This is a genomic window from Streptomyces lomondensis, from assembly GCF_014651035.1.
GTDB classification, from domain to species: Bacteria; Actinomycetota; Actinomycetes; order Streptomycetales; family Streptomycetaceae; genus Streptomyces; species Streptomyces lomondensis.
The window spans coordinates 14,183-32,016 of sequence record NZ_BMWC01000001.1; the positions used below are offsets into that span (position 1 = coordinate 14,183).

Sequence of the window (17,834 nt, forward strand, 5' to 3'; positions counted from 1 at the left end):
TGGTGGCCACGGCCCAACCGGTGGGGCGTTGCTCTGGGTTGGCGATGGCTCAGGACCACAGGCCACAGCCTTCAGGGGGAGGAACGATGGCGGACAGCTTCGGACCGATGCGTGACGGGGATGCCGACGACGGCGTCGTCGGCATGGGCCCGGACACGGAGACTCCACGCAAGGAACCGATCAGAGTCCTTGTGGTGGACGATCACGCCCTGTTCCGCCGTGGCCTGGAGATCGTGCTCGCGGCCGAGGAGGACATCCAGGTCGTCGGGGAGGCGGGAGACGGCGCCGAGGCCGTCGAGAAGGCCGCCGACCTGCTGCCCGACATCGTCCTGATGGACGTACGGATGCCCAAGCGGGGCGGCATCGAGGCGTGCACCTCCATCAAGGAGGTGGCACCCAGCGCCAAGATCATCATGCTGACGATCAGCGACGAGGAAGCCGACCTCTACGACGCCATCAAAGCGGGCGCGACCGGTTATCTCCTCAAGGAGATCTCCACGGACGAGGTGGCCACCGCCATTCGCGCCGTCGCCGACGGGCAGTCGCAGATCAGCCCGTCCATGGCGTCGAAGCTGCTCACCGAGTTCAAGTCGATGATCCAGCGCACGGACGAACGGCGGCTGGTGCCCGCGCCGCGTCTGACGGACCGCGAGCTGGAAGTCCTCAAGCTCGTGGCCACGGGAATGAACAACCGCGATATCGCCAAGGAGTTGTTCATCTCCGAGAACACCGTGAAGAACCACGTGCGCAACATCCTGGAGAAGCTGCAGCTGCACTCCAGGATGGAGGCCGTGGTGTACGCGATGCGGGAGAAGATCCTCGAGATCCGCTGACGGTCAGGCCGTCGCGTGGGCCAGCTCACTCACGAGAGGCTCGCGCAGTTCCGGGGCGTCGACGCGCTCCACCCGCACGTCCGTGCAGTCCACCCAGGACGCCGCCTCGGCCAGCGCTTGGGCGACGGACGGGACCGCCTTCGGGCCGTCGAGCGTGACCTGCTTGGCCACCAGCGTGCGGCCCTCGCGGGCCGGGTCCACGCGGCCGACGAGTCGGCCACCGGCCAGGACCGGCATCGCGAAGTAGCCGTACACCCGCTTCTGCCTGGGCACGTAGGCCTCCAGGCGGTGCGTGAAGCCGAAGATCCGCTCCGTGCGCGCCCGCTCCCAGATCAGGGAGTCGAAGGGCGACAGCAGAGTCGTGCGGTGGCGGCCGCGCGGAGATGTCTCCAGGGCGGCGGGATCGGCCCAGGCCGGCTTCCCCCAGCCCTCGACGGTGACCGGCACCAGACCCGAGTCGGCGATCACCGCGTCGACCTGCTCGCCCTTGAGACGGTGGTAGTCGGCGATGTCCGCGCGGGTGCCGACGCCGAGGGACTGGCCCGCCAGGCGGACCAGGCGGCGCAGGCACTCGGTGTCGTCCAGCTCGTCGTGCAGCAGGGCGTCCGGGATCGCGCGCTCGGCGAGGTCGTAGACGCGCTTCCAGCCGCGGCGCTCCACGCACACCACCTCGCCGTACATCAGGGCGCGTTCGACGGCGACCTTGGAGCCGGACCAGTCCCACCAGTCGTTCGTCTTCTTCGCGCCGCCCAACTCCGTGGCCGTCAGGGGGCCTTCGGTGCGGAGCTGCTTGATGACCTGGTCGTAGGCGCCGTCCGGGAGTTCGTGGTTCCAGTGCGGGCGGTTGCGGTAGGCGCGGCGGCGGAAGGCGAAGTGGGGCCACTCCTCGATGGGGAGGATGCAGGCCGCGTGGGACCAGTACTCGAAGGAGTGCGTGTCCTTCCAGTAGGCGTTCTCCACTGTCTTCCGGCCTACCGCGCCCAGGCGGGCGTACGGGACGAGTTCGTGGGAGCGGGCCAGGACCGAGATCGTGTCGAGCTGTATCGCGCCCAGGTGGCGGAGGATGCCGCGGACGCCGGAGCGGCGGTCGGGGGCGCCGAGGAAGCCTTGGGCGCGGAGTGCGATTCTGCGGGCCTCGTCTGCGGTGAGTTCTGCGGTGGGGCGCGGGGTGGTCATGGTTCCGCACGATAGGGGGTGGGACTGACAGTGGGGGGCGACCGGTGGGGTTGGCTGCTCGGTGCTCGGCGTCGGTGTAGCAGCCGGGTGGGCGCAGCTAAGGAGCCGGCAAGTACGGCGCCGTCGACGGGAGGCCCAGGTCTGAGGGGAGGAGGGAGCCCACCCAGGTGTCTCGGCGTACTCCCTTGTTGTTCGTCGCGGAGCGCAGCGTGCCCTCGATCGTGAAACCCGCTCGTTCCGCCACCGCGCGGGAGGCGTGGTTGCCCACCTCGGCGCGCCATTCGATGCGGTCGAGTGCGGCCTGGGTGAAGGCCCAGCGGCAGGCGGTGAGGGCGGCTTCCGTGACGTAGCCGCGGGAACGGTGCTGCTTCGCCGCCCAGAAGCCGATCTCGGCCATGCCCAGGGCGCGCATCGTGATGCCGAGCATGCCCGCCAGGTCCCCGGAGTGGAGGAAGACGCCGAAGGTGAACATGGAGCCGTCCGCCCAGCCGTACGGAGCCATCTGCTCCGTGAAGCTCTGGGCATGCTCGCGGAGGTAGGGCGAGGGGATCGTGGTCCAGCGCTGGATGTCGGGGTCCTGACAGGCGTCGTACACCGCGTCGGTGTCCTGAGGGCCGACCGTGCGCAGCAGGAGGCGGTCCGTGGTGAGGGTGACGGGATCCATCGGCCGATTCTGCTCGGCGGGCGCGGCAGCTGCCATCGGTTTGCCGTCAGTGAGGGAGTGATCACGCCGCGTGCGAATCGGCGGAGGGATGCGGCACTATCCGAGGGGCCCGGGCGTTGTCCCCTTTGAAGCAGACGTGAATCAGAATTGAAGCAGCGGACGGTCGCCGTCACGGCAGGCCCTCCCGGCGCGGTGGGGTCCTCGCATACGATGGCCGTTGCTCAGTAAGTCAAGTGGTAACCGACCGTCCCAGGCCCGACCGGCAAGGAGACCAACCCCCGTGTCCGTCCTCTCGAAGATCATGCGTGCAGGCGAAGGCAAGATCCTGCGCAAGCTGCACCGCATCGCGGACCAGGTCAACTCCATCGAAGAGGACTTCGTCGACCTCTCCGACGCCGAGCTGAGGGCCCTCACCGATGAGTACAAGCAGCGGTACGCCGACGGTGAGAGCCTGGACGACCTGCTGCCCGAGGCGTTCGCCACCGTCCGCGAGGCCGCCAAGCGCGTCCTCGGCCAGCGCCACTACGACGTGCAGATGATGGGCGGCGCGGCCCTGCACATGGGCTACGTGGCCGAGATGAAGACCGGTGAGGGCAAGACCCTCGTGGGCACGCTGCCGGCGTATCTGAACGCCCTGTCCGGCGAGGGCGTCCACATCATCACGGTCAACGACTATCTGGCCGAGCGCGACTCCGAGATGATGGGCCGGGTCCACCGCTTCCTGGGCCTGGAGGTCGGCTGCATCCTCGCCAACATGACGCCGGCTCAGCGCCGCGAGCAGTACGCCTGCGACATCACGTACGGCACGAACAACGAGTTCGGGTTCGACTACCTGCGCGACAACATGGCGTGGTCCAAGGACGAGCTCGTCCAGCGCGGCCACAACTACGCCATCGTCGACGAGGTCGACTCCATCCTCATCGACGAGGCCCGTACGCCGCTGATCATCTCCGGCCCGGCCGACCAGGCCACCAAGTGGTACGGCGACTTCGCCAAGCTGGTCAAGCGCCTCAAGCGCGGCGAGGCGGGCCAGCCGCTCAAGGGCATCGAGGAGACCGGCGACTACGACGTCGACGAGAAGAAGCGCACGGTCGCCATCCACGAGTCCGGTGTCGCCAAGGTCGAGGACTGGTTGGGCATCGACAACCTGTACGAGTCGGTGAACACCCCGCTCGTGGGTTACTTGAACAACGCCATCAAGGCCAAGGAACTGTTCAAGAAGGACAAGGACTACGTCATCATCGACGACGAGGTCATGATCGTCGACGAGCACACCGGGCGTATCCTCGCCGGCCGCCGCTACAACGAGGGCATGCACCAGGCGATCGAGGCGAAGGAAGGGGTGCCGATCAAGGACGAGAACCAGACGCTCGCCACGATCACCCTCCAGAACTTCTTCCGCCTCTACAAGCGCCACGACCACAACGGCAAGGAGATGCCCGGCCTCTCGGGCATGACCGGTACGGCCATGACCGAGGCCGCCGAGTTCCACCAGATCTACAAGCTCGGCGTGGTGCCGATCCCGACCAACCGGCCGATGGTCCGCAAGGACCAGTCGGACCTGATCTACCGGACCGAGGTCGCCAAGTTCGAGGCGGTCGTCGACGACATCGAGGAGAAGCACCGCAAGGGCCAGCCGATCCTCGTCGGCACCACCTCCGTCGAGAAGTCCGAGTACCTCTCGCAGCAGCTCAGCAAGCGCGGCATCCAGCACGAGGTGCTCAACGCCAAGCAGCACGACCGAGAGGCGCAGATCGTCGCCCAGGCCGGCCGCAAGGGCGCCGTCACGGTGGCCACGAACATGGCCGGCCGTGGTACGGACATCAAGCTCGGCGGCAACCCCGAGGATCTCGCCGAGGCGGAGCTGCGCCAGCGCGGCCTCGACCCCGAGGAGCACATCGAGCAGTGGGCGCACGCCCTGCCCGAGGCGCTCCAGCGGGCCGAGAAGGCCGTCCAGGCCGAGAAGGAAGAGGTCGAGAAGCTCGGCGGGCTCTACGTGCTGGGCACCGAGCGGCACGAGTCGCGGCGGATCGACAACCAGCTGCGCGGTCGTTCCGGCCGTCAGGGCGACCCCGGCGAGTCCCGCTTCTACCTCTCCCTCGGCGACGACCTGATGCGGCTGTTCAAGGCCCAGATGGTCGAGCGCGTGATGTCGATGGCGAACGTCCCGGACGACGTGCCGATCGAGAACAAGATGGTCACGCGCGCGATCGCGTCCGCCCAGTCGCAGGTCGAGCAGCAGAACTTCGAGACCCGTAAGAACGTCCTGAAGTACGACGAGGTCCTCAACCGCCAGCGCGAGGTCATCTACGGCGAGCGGCGCCGCGTCCTGGAGGGCGAGGACCTGCACGAGCAGGTGCAGCACTTCATGGACGACACGATCGACGCGTACGTCCAGGCCGAGACCGCCGAGGGCTTCCCGGAGGACTGGGACCTCGACCGGCTGTGGGGCGCCTTCAAGCAGCTCTACCCGTGCAAGGTCACGGTCGAGGAGCTGGAGGAGGCGGCCGGCGACCGGGCCGGGCTGACCGCCGAGTTCATCGGCGACTCCATCAAGGACGACATCCACGAGCAGTACGACGCGCGTGAGGCGCAGCTCGGCTCGGAGATCATGCGTGAGCTGGAGCGCCGGGTCGTGCTGTCGGTCCTCGACCGCAAGTGGCGCGAGCACCTCTACGAGATGGACTACCTCCAGGAGGGCATCGGCCTGCGCGCGATGGCGCAGAAGGACCCGCTGGTCGAGTACCAGCGCGAGGGCTTCGACATGTTCCAGGCCATGATGGACGGCATCAAGGAGGAGTCCGTCGGCTACCTGTTCAACCTGGAGGTCCAGGTCGAGCAGCAGGTCGAGGAGGTCCCGGTCGAGGACACCAAGCCGGTGGCCGACCTGGAGAAGCACGACGCGGTGCCGGCGCAGGCGGGTGCGCGTCCGGAGATCCGTGCCAAGGGGCTCGACGTCCCGCAGCGGCGCAACCTCCACTTCTCCGCGCCGACGGTCGACGGCGAGGGCGGCACCATCGAGGGCGACTTCGCGACCGACGAGGAGCCGGTGCGTTCCGAGGCCGACGGCCTCACGCGCGCGGAGCGCCGCAAGCAGGCGCGCAGCCGGGGGCGCCGTAAGAAGTGAGTGACGGTGGCTGAGACACCGTAGCGGCTTGAAGGGCCGGGCACCTGAGGGTGTCCGGCCCTTCGGTTTCGGGTGGGGCTCGGGCGGTGTTTCGAGGCCCGGGGCGGAGGTTCAGTCGGCCTCGGCGCGGGGTGGGCGGGGGCCGCCCAGTTCCACCGCGGTGCAGCGCCAGCGGAGGTCCTGGCCGAGTTCCAGACGGAAGGCCATGGCGCGCAGCTGGTCGCCGGCGCCGATGCGGGCGAAGGCCTCGATGGCGCCCGGGCGGGGTTCGAAGTAGCCGATGTCCCGGACGACGGGGCGGGCGCCGCGGGTGCGCAGGGGGCCGCGCTCGGCGAGCCAGGCCAGTTCGTCGTAGGCGCGGCCGCGGGTGTGGCGGAGCATCGAGTGGACGGGGCGGTGGCCGCTCAGGACGGCGAGGAGGAGGTCGGCGAAGAGGTCGGTGGGGAGAGGCTGGGGGATCGCGGTGGCTCGGCGGGGGCCCTGGGCCGGGAGGCAGGGGGTGGGGTCCGTGGAGGCCGGGGTGGCGGCTGCTGTGGGCGCGGGGGTGCTGCTTGCCGTCGGCCTGCGGGGCGCTGTGCGGGTGCGCGTGAGGGTCGGTGGGCGGGTGTCGGTGGGGCGGGTGCGCGGGCGCTTGGTCCCGGCGGTCGCCGGGGGACGACCGCCGGCTGCCGCCGATGTGCGGCTGGGACCGCCGCCGGGGGTGCGGGGTGGGGCGGTGCTGCCGGAGGTGCGGGGTGCGGTGTCTGCTGCGGTTGGTGGGGTGATGGTGCCGCTAGTGGGCGGTGTGGTCGCGGTAGCGGTTGCCCTGGTTCGCGACGAGGCGAGGCCTGCTGAGGCTTGTGGGGCGGTGCCTGGGGTGGGCGGAGTGGTCGGGTGCGGTGCCGCACTTCCGGTGGCTGGGGTGTTGCCTGTGCGCCGTGGAGTTGGGGTGCCGGGCGTGCGCTGGTCGCGGCGGGTGGTCGGGCGGTGGTGTGCCCTGGTCATGACCTTGTTCATGGGGGGTCCCCGTTTCGTGGGCCCGGCTTGATACCGGGGAGTAACTTTGGGTTGCTGATCTTGTACGGGGCCGACGGGGGCGGGGGCAAGGAAGCGAGTCTCGGATTCGAGGCGCCGGAATCTTCACCTATCCGGGTGATATGGGGGCGGTGGAGCCCGTCAGGACGGGGGTGGGCAGGGTGAATTCCGGGCCTGAAGTGGACGCGTTCCGCGTCACCGGCCGGGACTCGAAAGGGGACGCCCCGCACGTATCCTGAAGGCCGTCCGGAGCTCTTTGACCTTGAAACCGACCACGAAAGCGGCCAGCCATGCGTGTCTACGTGCCCCTGACCCTCCCCGGTCTCGCCGAGGCGTACAGGACGGGTGAGCTGGCAGCCGGGCCGTTCGTCGCGTACGCCGTGACGCCCGGGCTGCGCGAGTGGTACCTCTCCGAGGACATCGAGGAACTGGAGTACGCGGCGCTGAGCCGGGCCGCGCTGGCCTCGCTGCGGCTGCTGGCGGCCGACCCGGAGGCGTCGCGGCGCCGGGTCGTGGTCGCCGTCGACGTGGCCGACCGGGCCGCGAGTGCCGACCCCGACCGTGGGCTCGATCCGGCGGCGCTGGGGGAGGTGCGGGTCGCGGGTGCGGTGCCGCTCGCCAAGGCGGCGTCCGTGCATGTCGACGCGGCGGACGCGGAGGCCGATGTGACGGCGGCCGCCGACGCGCTGCCGGCGGCGGACGGCGGGGACGACGACGCGCAGTTCGTCGTGGACGGCGCGGAGGACCACGAGCTGCTGTGGTTCGCCACGCAGGAGATCCCGAATCTGGTGGGGCGCGGGGACTGAGCGGCGCTCCTGGCCGGGGGCGCGTTGAGGTGCCGTTCTCTTGATTGTCAGTGGGGGCGGGTACGTTCTTGGGCATGGGGAAGCAGACGGGCGCGCACATTGTCTGGGACTGGAACGGCACGCTGTTCCATGACATCGACGCGATCATCGGGGCGACGAACGCGGCGTTCGGCGAGCTGGGGCTGGAGCCGCTGACGCTGGAGCAGTACCGGGAGCTGTACTGCGTGCCGGTGCCGAAGTTCTATGAGCGGCTGATGGGACGGCTGCCCACCGAGGCCGAGTGGGAGGTCATGGACGACATCTTCCATCGGTACTACGCCGAGCACCGGGGGGCGTGCGGGCTCACGGTGGGGGCGGTGGAGCTGCTGGCCGGGTGGCGGTCGGCGGGGCGCAGCCAGTCGATCCTGAGCATGTACGTGCATGAGGAGCTCGTGCCGTTGGTGCGGGGGTTCGGAATCGAGCCGCACTTCATACGGGTGGACGGGCGGACCGGGCCCTCGGGGGGCAGCAAGGCCGAGCACATGGTGCGGCATCTGGGGTCGCTGCGTGGGGTGGATCCTGAGCGCACGGTGGTGATCGGAGACGCCGCGGATGATGCGGTGGCCGCGCTGCATGTGGGGGCGCGGGCGGTGCTGTACACCGGGGGGTCGCACAGTCGGGCGAGTCTGGAGGCGGTGGGGGTGCCGGTCGTGGACACGCTGGAGGAAGCGGTCGATGAGGCGGAGCGGCTGGCGGCCTGACCGGAACTGTCCGTTTCGGGACACTCGGCGTTGTTGCTGAGGCCGGGTGGGTGCGCAGCCCGGCGTAGCGGGGTGCCGCTGCGCCCACCCGTGCCGCCCCAGCGGCACGACTGCCCGCAGCTTGGTGCGGGCACTGTGCAGAACGTCAAACTTCCAGGGCTGGTTTTGTACACATACGGCTCATGACGGGCCCCCTGTAAGGAGCGATAGCCTTGGTGGCGTGATCAGCGCGATAGTTCGCGGGGACGCCGTCGTCCCTGCCCTGCGCCCGGAGAGCACGGACGACATCCGTGACCGGGCGGCGGTCGCTGGTCTTCGCGGGCGGGATGGGGCATCGAGGACGCCCGGGACGCCGAGCACCACCCGGACCCAGGCGTCGCAGAGAGCAGCGTCACACCGGTGGAGCAGCTCAAGAATGGCTCAGACATCCCCGCTCATCTCACCTTGCGGCATAGCGTCGGAACAGACCGGATACCCCGTGTCACGACGTGACGTCGTAAGCGCAGAGGCCGTACTTCCTTCTACGTCACGCAACGGCGCGCGACAGGAGCCAGAGGACAATGCAGACCAAGCTGGACGAAGCCAAGGCCGAGTTGCTCGAGAGGGCCGCCCGGGTAGCTGAGAACAGCCCGGTCGGGGGGCACCTACCGACCGGGTCGACGGGCGAGGAGACCCCAGACGCCCCGCAAGCTCCGGACCGCGAGTCCCTGCTCACGTTCCTCCAGCGGTACTACCTGCACACGGCCCCGGAGGACCTCAGCGACCGCGACCCGGTCGATGTCTTCGGAGCCGCCGTATCCCACTACCGGCTGGCCGAGAACCGCCCCCAGGGCACGGCCAACGTGCGGGTCCACACCCCCACGGTGGAGGAGAACGGGTGGACCTGCAGCCACTCGGTCGTCGAGGTCGTCACCGACGACATGCCCTTCCTCGTCGACTCCGTCACCAATGAGCTGACGCGGCAGGGGCGTGGCATCCACGTCGTCATCCACCCCCAGTTCGTCGTGCGGCGCGACGTCACCGGCAAGCTCATCGAGGTGCTGCCCACGCCCGCGACCGGCGCCGGCGGCCTTCCGCACGACGCGCACGTCGAGTCCTGGATCCATGTCGAGATCGACCGCGAGACCGACCGGGCCGATCTGAAGCAGATCACCGCCGACCTGCTGCGCGTGCTGTCCGACGCCCGCGAGGCCGTCGAGGACTGGGGCAAGATGCGGGACGCGGCCATCCGGCTGGCGGAGGGGCTGCCGGACGAGCCCATCCCCGGCGACCTGCCCGGACCGCAGGTCGAGGAGGCCCGCGAGCTGCTGCGCTGGCTCGCCGACGACCACTTCACCTTCCTCGGCTACCGCGAGTACCAGCTGCGCGACGACGACTCGCTGGCCGCCGTCCCCGGCACCGGCCTCGGCATCCTGCGCGCCGACCCGCACCACGCCGCCGAGGAGAGCCACCCGGTCAGCCCGTCCTTCGAGCGGCTGCCCGCCGACGCCCGGGCCAAGGCCCGCGAGCACAAGCTGCTCGTCCTGACCAAGGCGAACAGCCGGTCGACCGTGCACCGGCCGTCGTACCTGGACTACATCGGGGTCAAGAAGTTCGACGCCGAGGGCAATGTCGTCGGCGAGCGGCGGTTCCTCGGGCTGTTCTCCTCTGCCGCCTACACCGAGTCCGTGCGCCGCGTCCCGGTCATCCGGCGCAAGGTCGAGGAGGTCCTCGAACAGGCCGGGTTCTCGCCCAACAGCCACGACGGGCGCGACCTGCTCCAGATCCTGGAGACGTACCCGCGCGACGAGCTGTTCCAGACCCCGGTCGACGAGCTGCGGGCCATCGTCACCTCCGTCCTCTACCTCCAGGAACGCAGGCGGCTGAGGCTCTACCTGCGCCAGGACGAGTACGGGCGCTACTACTCGGCCCTCGTCTACCTGCCGCGCGACCGCTACACCACGGCCGTCCGCCTGCGGATCATCGAGATCCTGAAGGAGGAGCTCGGCGGCATCAGCGTCGACTTCACGGCGTGGAACACCGAGTCGATCCTCTCCCGGCTGCACTTCGTGGTCCGGGTCCCGCAGGGCACCGAGCTGCCGGAGCTGTCCGACGCGGACAAGGAGCGCATCGAGGCCCGGCTGGTGGAGGCCGCCCGCTCCTGGGAGGACGCCTTCGCCGAGGCGCTCAACGCCGAGCTGGGCGAGGAGCGCGCGGCCGAGCTGATGCGCCGGTACGCGCACGCCTTCCCCGAGGGCTACAAGGCCGACCACAACCCGCGCGCCGCGGTCGCCGACCTCATCCACCTCGAACAGCTGAACGCCGAGGAGGGCCAGGACTTCGCGCTCAGCCTCTACGAGCCGGTGGGCGCCGCCCCCGAGGAGCGCCGCTTCAAGATCTACCGCACGGGTGACGCGATCTCCCTGTCGGCGGTGCTGCCGGTCCTCAACCGGCTCGGCGTCGAGGTCGTCGACGAGCGTCCGTACGAGCTGCGCTGCGCCGACCGCGGCGTGGCCTGGATCTACGACTTCGGCCTGCGCATGCCCCGCGCGAAGAGCGGCGGCGTGGACTACTTCGGCGACGACGCCCGCGAGCGGTTCCAGGACGCCTTCGCCGCCACCTGGACCGGCAAGGCGGAGAACGACGGCTTCAACGCCCTCGTGCTGAGCGCCGGGCTGACCTGGCGGCAGGCCATGGTGCTGCGGGCGTACGCGAAGTACCTGCGCCAGGCGGCGTCGACGTTCAGCCAGGACTACATGGAGGACACCCTCCGCAACAACGTCCACACCACCCGGCTGCTCGTCTCCCTGTTCGAGGCGCGGATGTCGCCGGACCGCCAGCGCGCGGGGCACGAGATCGTGGACGCGCTGCTGGAGGAGGTCGACGCGGCCCTCGACCAGGTGGCCAGCCTGGACGAGGACCGGATCCTGCGGTCCTTCCTCACCGTCATCAAGGCGACGCTGCGGACCAACTTCTTCCAGGAGGCCGCGGGCGGCAGGCCGCACGAGTACGTCTCCATGAAGTTCGACCCGCAGGCCATCCCCGACCTGCCGGCGCCGCGCCCGGCGTTCGAGATCTGGGTGTACTCGCCGCGCGTGGAGGGCGTGCACCTGCGGTTCGGCAAGGTCGCGCGCGGCGGTCTGCGCTGGTCCGACCGGCGTGAGGACTTCCGGACGGAGATCCTCGGCCTGGTCAAGGCGCAGATGGTGAAGAACACCGTCATCGTGCCGGTCGGCGCCAAGGGCGGGTTCGTCGCCAAGCAGCTGCCGGACCCGTCCGTGGACCGGGACGCGTGGCTGGCCGAGGGCGTGGCGTCGTACAAGACGTTCATCTCGGCGCTGCTCGACATCACCGACAACATGGTCGCGGGCGAGGTCGTGCCGCCCGCCGACGTCGTCCGGCACGACGAGGACGACACCTACCTCGTGGTCGCCGCCGACAAGGGCACCGCGACCTTCTCCGACATCGCCAACGGGGTCGCCGAGAAGTACAACTTCTGGCTCGGTGACGCCTTCGCCTCCGGCGGCTCCGCCGGCTACGACCACAAGGGCATGGGCATCACCGCCCGCGGTGCCTGGGAGTCCGTCAAGCGGCACTTCCGGGAGCTGGGCGTGGACACCCAGAGCGAGGACTTCACGGTCGTCGGCATCGGCGACATGTCCGGTGACGTGTTCGGCAACGGCATGCTGCTCTCCGAGCACATCCGCCTGGTCGCCGCCTTCGACCACCGGCACATCTTCATCGACCCGAACCCGGACGCGGCCACCTCCTACGCCGAGCGCCGCCGCCTGTTCGAGCTGCCGCGTTCCAGCTGGGAGGACTACGACAAGGAGCTGCTGTCGCCGGGCGGCGGCGTCTTCCCGCGTACGGCCAAGGCGATCCCGGTCAACGCGCACATCCGTGAGGCCCTCGGCATCGAGGCCAAGGTCACCAAGCTGACCCCGGCCGACCTGATGAAGGCCATCCTCCAGGCGCCGGTGGACCTGCTGTGGAACGGCGGCATCGGCACGTACGTCAAGTCCTCGGCCGAGTCCAACGGCGACGTCGGCGACAAGGCCAACGACGCCATCCGCGTCGACGGCAAGGACCTGCGCGTCAAGGTCGTCGGCGAGGGCGGCAACCTGGGCCTGACCCAGCTCGGCCGGATCGAGTTCGCGCTGCACGGCGGCCGGATCAACACCGACGCCATCGACAACAGCGCGGGCGTGGACACCTCCGACCACGAGGTGAACATCAAGATCCTGCTCAACGGCCTGGTCACCGACGGCGACATGACCGTCAAGCAGCGCAACAAGCTGCTCGCCGAGATGACCGACGAGGTCGGCCACCTGGTGCTGCGCAACAACTACGCGCAGAACACGGCGATCGCCAACGCCCTCGCCCAGTCCAAGGACATGCTCCACGCCCAGCAGCGCTTCATGAAGCACCTGGTCAGGGAGGGCCACCTCGACCGGGCGCTGGAGTTCCTGCCCACCGACCGGCAGATCCGCGAGCGGCTCAGCAACGGGCAGGGCCTGACCGGTCCGGAGACGGCCGTCCTGCTGGCGTACACGAAGATCACGGTCGCCGAGGAGCTGCTGCACACCTCGCTGCCGGACGACCCGTATCTCAAGGGCCTGCTGCACGCGTACTTCCCGACCCAGCTGCGCGAGCAGTTCCCGGACCGTCTCGACGGGCACCCGCTGCGCCGCGAGATCACCACGACGGTCCTGGTCAACGACACGGTCAACACGGGCGGTACGACGTATCTGCACCGGCTGCGCGAGGAGACCGGCGCGTCGCTGGAGGAGATCGTGCGGGCGCAGACCGCGGCCCGGGCGATCTTCCGCCAGTCCCCGGTGTGGGACGGGGTCGAGGCGCTCGACAACAAGGTCGAGGCCGACGTCCAGACCCGCATCCGGCTGCACTCGCGCCGCCTCGTGGAGCGCGGCACGCGCTGGCTGCTCAACAACCGGCCGCAGCCGCTGGAGCTCGCCGAGACGGTCGACTTCTTCGCCGACCGGGTCGAGCAGGTCTGGGGGCAGCTGCCGAAGCTGCTGCGCGGCGCCGACCTGGAGTGGTACCAGAAGATCTGCGACGAGCTGACGGGCGCCGGCGTCCCGGACGAACTCGCCACGCAGGTGGCGGGCTTCTCCTCCGCCTTCCCGACGCTCGACATCGTCTCGGTCGCCGACCGCATGGGCCGGGAGCCGCTGGACGTCGCCGAGGTCTACTACGACCTGGCCGACCGGCTGCGCATCACCCAGCTGATGGACCGCATCATCGAGCTGCCCCGCGCCGACCGCTGGCAGTCCATGGCCCGCGCGGCGATCCGCGAGGACCTGTACGCGGCGCACGCGGCGCTGACCGCCGACGTCCTGGCGGTGGGCAACGGCACCTCGACGCCCGAGCAGCGCTACAAGGCCTGGGAGCAGAAGAACGCGGCGATCCTCGGCCGGGCCCGCACCACACTGGAGGACATCCAGAGCTCCGACTCGTTCGACCTCGCGAACCTGTCGGTGGCGATGCGCACGATGAGGACGCTGCTGCGGACGCATTCGTAAGGCGTACGACAGCACAGACGCCCCGGGCCGGTTTCGGCCCGGGGCGTTCCTTCTTGGCGTGCCTTAGGGCGATTCGAGTGGAGGACTTACCGTTTCCGGCTAAGGCTTGGGGCGTGACTGTGAACCTCTCCGAGGAGCGAGTGGCCGCTCCCGCCCCTCCGGTCAGGCGCGTCGTCCTCGAAGTGGTGAACTTCGCGGTGGTCGGCGGCAGCGGCGTCGTGGTGAACTTCCTGGTGTTCAACGTGCTCCTGCACGGGCTGCACCGGGCCGCCATGGTGGCGACCGTGCTGGCCAGCCTGGTCGCCATGGGCAGCAATTACCTCGGTTTCCGGTATTTCACCTACCGCGACAGGGCGTCGCGGACGAGACGCCAGATCGCGCTGTTCTTCGTCTTCAGCGGCATCGGCGTCGCCATGGAAAGCGGGCTGTTCTACGCCGGATATCACGGGCTCGGCCTGGACGGGCCCGTCGAGTCGAACGCGGTCAAGGCCCTGTCCATCGTGCTGGCGTCGGCCTTCCGGTTCCTCGTCTACCGCACCTGGGTGTTCCAGCACGATGCGCGCCGCGCCTAGACCGGCCGCCGTCGCTGCGCAGGCCGCTGCCGCGGTGGTCGTCCTGCTGCTGCTTCTCGTGATTGTCCGGCTGCCGTGGGCCGGGGACCTCGGGATGCACGCCGCGACCGTCCAGCGCCTGCGGCACGACCTCGTCGACCCGGGCAATCCGCTCGTCGACGTGGACACGCCGAGTCCGTACTACTCGCCCTGGATGCTGGTGCTGGGGTGTGTCGCGCGGGTGAGCGGGCTGTCGGTCTTCGTGGTGCTGCGGCTGGGGGCGCTGGCCGGGCTCGCGCTGCTGGTGACGGGGGTGTGGCGGTACGTCCGGACGCTCAGCGGCCGGCGCGCCGCGCCCGCGCTCGCCGTACTGAGCCTGCTGTTCCTGTGGGGGACGGCGCTGTTCAACTGGAGCGGCTTCTACGGGCTCAACTCGCTCGCGCTGACGGTGGCATACCCGAGCGTGTTCGCGCTGGGGCTGGCGTTCCACCTCTGGGCGTGGCTGGGCCCTGCGGTGCGCGGGGACGCGGGGTGGGGGACGTGGCTGGGGCTGGGGGCGCTGTGGGCGGTGATTCTGCTGTGCCATCAGTTCTCGGGGGTGGTGGCCTCGCTGGGGGCGGTCGCGACGGTGGTCGCCGCGCGGCCGGGGCGCGACCGGTGGCTGCGGCTCGGGGGTGCGCTGGCGGTGGGGCTCTGGGTGCTGCTGCTGTGGCCGTACTACGACTTCTTCGCGCTGTTGGGGGCGGGGGACGGGCTGGAGTCGGTGCACCGGCCGCTGTACGAGGACCTGCTCGGGCGGTACTGGCTGGTGCTGCTCGGGGTGGCGGCCCTGGGGGTGCGGTGGTGGCGGGACCGGTGGGATCCGCTGGTGGTGTTCTTCGTGCTCGGGGTGGTCGTGGTGGCGGCGGGCGGGCTGAGCGGGCACTACGCGTGGGGGCGGGCACTGCCGGCCGTGTTGATCCCGGCGCAGGTCGCGGCGGCGCTGGAGGCGGTCGAGGCCGGGCGGCGCGGGGTGCGGGCGGGGTGGGCGTGTGTGCTGGGCGCGGCGCTGGCCGTGGGGGCGTGGACGCAGGCCGGGACGGTCGGGTACGTGGTGGAGCGGGGCGAGTTGCCGGAGGCCGTCGCGGAGAAGTACCGGCAGCCGTGGGCGGGGTACCACTGGATGACGCCGTGGGTGAAGTACGGGGACGTGGTGATGGCGCGGCCGGGGCGGCCGGCTCGGCAGATCCCGGCGTATGGGGCGTACACCGTGGCGCCGGGGTATCCCGACTTCTTCCTGCGGGACGAGGGGCGGCGGGAGGGGGCCGTGCGGCGGTATTTCGCGGAGGGGACGCCGGGGAGGGAGCGGGCGGAGATTCTGCGGGAGTACGGGGTGCGGTGGGTCGTGGCGGGGGCGGCCGCGCGGGGTGCCGGGCTGCGGGAGGTGGCTCGGGGGCCCGGGGGGCAGGTGCTCTATGCGGTGGTGCGCTGACGTGTACGGCGGCGGTGGTACGACAGCGTGACCGCGGCGAGGAGCGGGCCCCACAGGACCAGGGGCTGGTAGAGGATGCCGACGATCAGGTTGCCGGTGTCCGTCATGTTCTCGTGGGGGTAGGTCCACCACCAGGGGATGTTCGCCCAGAGCGCGGTGAGGGCCAGGGCGCCGAGGCCGGCCGTGACGACGACGGGCCTGGTGGGGATCACGCGTCCGCCGACGTAGGGGATCCAGCGGGGGAGGGTCTCGCCCCAGGGGCGTACGAGGCCGAGCGTCAGGAGGGCGAGGAGTTCGCTGACGACGCTGAGGGTGAGCAGCCAGAGTTTGGCGTCGAGCGACTGGAAGTCCGCAAAGCCTTCGGTGGTGTAGCCGGCGGGGTGGCCCAGGGCCAGGGCGATGCGCCACAGGCCGCTGGGGAGTACGACGAGGGTGGTGGCGTGGGCTGCCCATACCGCCCAGCGGGGTGGGGGTGTTGCGGCCGGGGTGGTCGCCGGTGAGGGCATTGAGGTCATACGGGTGATGCTGCCGAGCTGAGTGCCGCGGGGCGTCCGCCCGAAGGGCGGGGCACGAGGGCCGGGGGACGGAGAGGCGGGCGGGGTTCTCATCCGTGGGGAGGAGCCGGGGCGGCCCGCAGCCGGTGCTGGGACCGCCGGGCGCGGTCAGAACCAGTGCAGGCAGTGCGGGGAGCGGTCGGCTCGGAAGAGGGCGTCGGCGAGGATGGCCGCGCCCGGGCGGTGGGCCCGGATGTGTCCGGCACGCACGAGCGTGCTCGGGGCGGTGCCGCCGAGGTAGACCGAGCCCAGGTCGCCCACGTCCAGGGACAGGTCGGGCTCCCGGTCCGTCGGGACGCAGTCGGCTTTGCCGTCCCGGACGGTCAGCAGGTAGCGGCCGTGCTCGCCGAGGAACGGGTCCTCGACGTCGAGGACGAGCTCGCCGTCCATGAACCATCCGCGCGCGGTCAGCGCACGCGGGACGTCCAGCAGCCGCACCCAGAGCCAGTCCATGTCGCCGCTCACCTCGCCGGCGCGGAAGTCCGCGAACTGCCAGCGCAGCGGGTGCTGGGGCGGGACGTGCTGGAACACGACCTCGGTGACCAGGTCGTGTCCGAGTACGAACCGGGCCAGGGCCGTGAAGACGGCGTCGTCGGCGGCGATGGTCTCGTCGACCGTCAGGGTGCCGGACTCGATCGAGTAGCTGGCGTACCCGTCCGGGACGCCGTCGGCGTCCCGGTGGACGGCGACGTAGCGCGGCGCCGGCGAGATCGGGGGCTGCCCCGCGCGCAGGGCCCACCAGCGGTGCGGCCGGGACAGCGCGCCGGGCTGGGCGCGACGGTACCGGTCGTAGACCTCTTCGAGAATCTCGCCGCAGTCGGCACGCCGCAGCACCTCCACCGAGCCGGTGTCCGAGCCGGTCGCCGGTGCGTCGGCCGCGCCGCGCGCCCGGGGAACGGCGAGGGCGGCCCGGTGGCGCGGCACCGTCAGCCGCGCCGTGTAGGTCGCCGGTCCGTAGCCGAACCTGCCGTAGATCGTGGCCTCGGAGGCCAGCAGTACGGAGAGGAACTCCCCGCGCGCCCGGCCCTCGGCGAGCTGATGCCGCATCATCGCGCTGAGCACGCCCTGGCGCCGGTGCGACGGCAGGACGCCGACGGCGGTCACCCCGGCGGCCGGGGCGAGGGTCTCACCGGGCAGGGTCAGCTCGAAGGAGTGCGTGGCCGCGGTGCCGACGGGGCGCCCGTCCGCCGTCAGGGCGAGCAGGCAGCGGTCCGTTTCGAGCGCCGACCACCAGAGCCCGCCGCCCTCGACCGGGGTTTCCGGGAAACGCCCGAACGCGGCATGGACCGTGTCGACGAAGACGTCGAGGTCCTCATCGGTGGCGGAACGAATCTCCATGCTGCCGCTGCCTCCTCGGGATGCCGGCACCACGACTC

General features: G+C 70.6%; 12 protein-coding genes. 7 read left to right on the plus strand and 5 right to left on the minus strand.

The annotated features are described in order from the left end of the window. The first annotated feature begins 86 nt into the window (after nt 1-86). On the plus strand, nt 87-833 hold the full coding sequence (locus tag IE255_RS00060) for a response regulator (RefSeq protein ID WP_031113037.1): 747 nt from the start codon (nt 87-89) through the stop codon (nt 831-833). 3 nt (nt 834-836) lie between these two features. On the opposite strand, the gene IE255_RS00065 is transcribed toward IE255_RS00060, so the two are convergent. Both IE255_RS00065 and IE255_RS00070 read right to left on the minus strand, forming a co-directional pair. Beyond that, nucleotides 837-2,009 carry a winged helix-turn-helix domain-containing protein gene (locus tag IE255_RS00065; RefSeq protein WP_190048011.1) on the minus strand — a complete coding sequence of 391 codons (1,173 nt, stop codon included), beginning with the start codon at nt 2,007-2,009 and terminating at the stop codon, nt 837-839. 97 nt (nt 2,010-2,106) lie between these two features. Beyond that, the gene (locus IE255_RS00070) at nt 2,107-2,673 is read right to left on the minus strand and encodes a GNAT family N-acetyltransferase (RefSeq protein ID WP_190048012.1); all 567 of its coding nucleotides are present in this window, start codon (nt 2,671-2,673) and stop codon (nt 2,107-2,109) included. 280 nt (nt 2,674-2,953) lie between these two features. Here IE255_RS00070 and secA point away from each other — a divergent pair, with 280 nt between their 5' ends. Continuing rightward, the gene (gene secA, locus IE255_RS00075; RefSeq protein WP_190048013.1) at nt 2,954-5,800 is read left to right on the plus strand and encodes a preprotein translocase subunit SecA; all 2,847 of its coding nucleotides are present in this window, start codon (nt 2,954-2,956) and stop codon (nt 5,798-5,800) included. A gap of 111 nt (nt 5,801-5,911) precedes the next feature. Here the strand turns inward: secA and IE255_RS40275 are convergent, their stop codons facing one another. Then, nucleotides 5,912-6,181, minus strand: a complete 270-nt coding sequence (locus IE255_RS40275) for an Rv3235 family protein (protein WP_031113042.1) — start codon at nt 6,179-6,181, stop codon at nt 5,912-5,914. Nucleotides 6,182-7,104: 923 nt separating this feature from the next. Here IE255_RS40275 and IE255_RS00085 point away from each other — a divergent pair. From IE255_RS00085 to IE255_RS00105, 5 genes are all read left to right on the plus strand, one after another. After that, nucleotides 7,105-7,620 carry a DUF6912 family protein gene (locus tag IE255_RS00085; RefSeq protein WP_190048015.1) on the plus strand — a complete coding sequence of 172 codons (516 nt, stop codon included), beginning with the start codon at nt 7,105-7,107 and terminating at the stop codon, nt 7,618-7,620. Nucleotides 7,621-7,694: 74 nt separating this feature from the next. Continuing rightward, nucleotides 7,695-8,360, plus strand: coding sequence for an HAD family hydrolase (locus IE255_RS00090; protein ID WP_190048016.1), 666 nt, complete (start codon nt 7,695-7,697; stop codon nt 8,358-8,360). Nucleotides 8,361-8,920: 560 nt separating this feature from the next. Next, complete coding sequence (locus IE255_RS00095; protein WP_190048017.1) at nt 8,921-13,882, plus strand: NAD-glutamate dehydrogenase; 4,962 nt, start codon at nt 8,921-8,923, stop codon at nt 13,880-13,882. A gap of 113 nt (nt 13,883-13,995) precedes the next feature. Continuing rightward, complete coding sequence (locus tag IE255_RS00100; protein ID WP_229906222.1) at nt 13,996-14,454, plus strand: GtrA family protein; 459 nt, start codon at nt 13,996-13,998, stop codon at nt 14,452-14,454. Further along, complete coding sequence (locus IE255_RS00105; protein WP_190048018.1) at nt 14,438-15,904, plus strand: putative glycosyltransferase family protein; 1,467 nt, start codon at nt 14,438-14,440, stop codon at nt 15,902-15,904. Before IE255_RS00100 ends, IE255_RS00105 begins: the two co-directional genes overlap by 17 nt. Here the strand turns inward: IE255_RS00105 and IE255_RS00110 are convergent. Together IE255_RS00110 and IE255_RS00115 are read right to left on the minus strand one after the other, a co-directional pair. Further along, nucleotides 15,886-16,410 carry a hypothetical protein gene (locus tag IE255_RS00110; RefSeq protein ID WP_190049288.1) on the minus strand — a complete coding sequence of 175 codons (525 nt, stop codon included), beginning with the start codon at nt 16,408-16,410 and terminating at the stop codon, nt 15,886-15,888. The genes IE255_RS00105 and IE255_RS00110 overlap by 19 nt on opposite strands. A gap of 156 nt (nt 16,411-16,566) precedes the next feature. After that, complete coding sequence (locus IE255_RS00115) at nt 16,567-17,796, minus strand: GNAT family N-acetyltransferase (RefSeq protein WP_190048019.1); 1,230 nt, start codon at nt 17,794-17,796, stop codon at nt 16,567-16,569. Between the last annotated feature and the right edge of the window lie 38 nt (nt 17,797-17,834).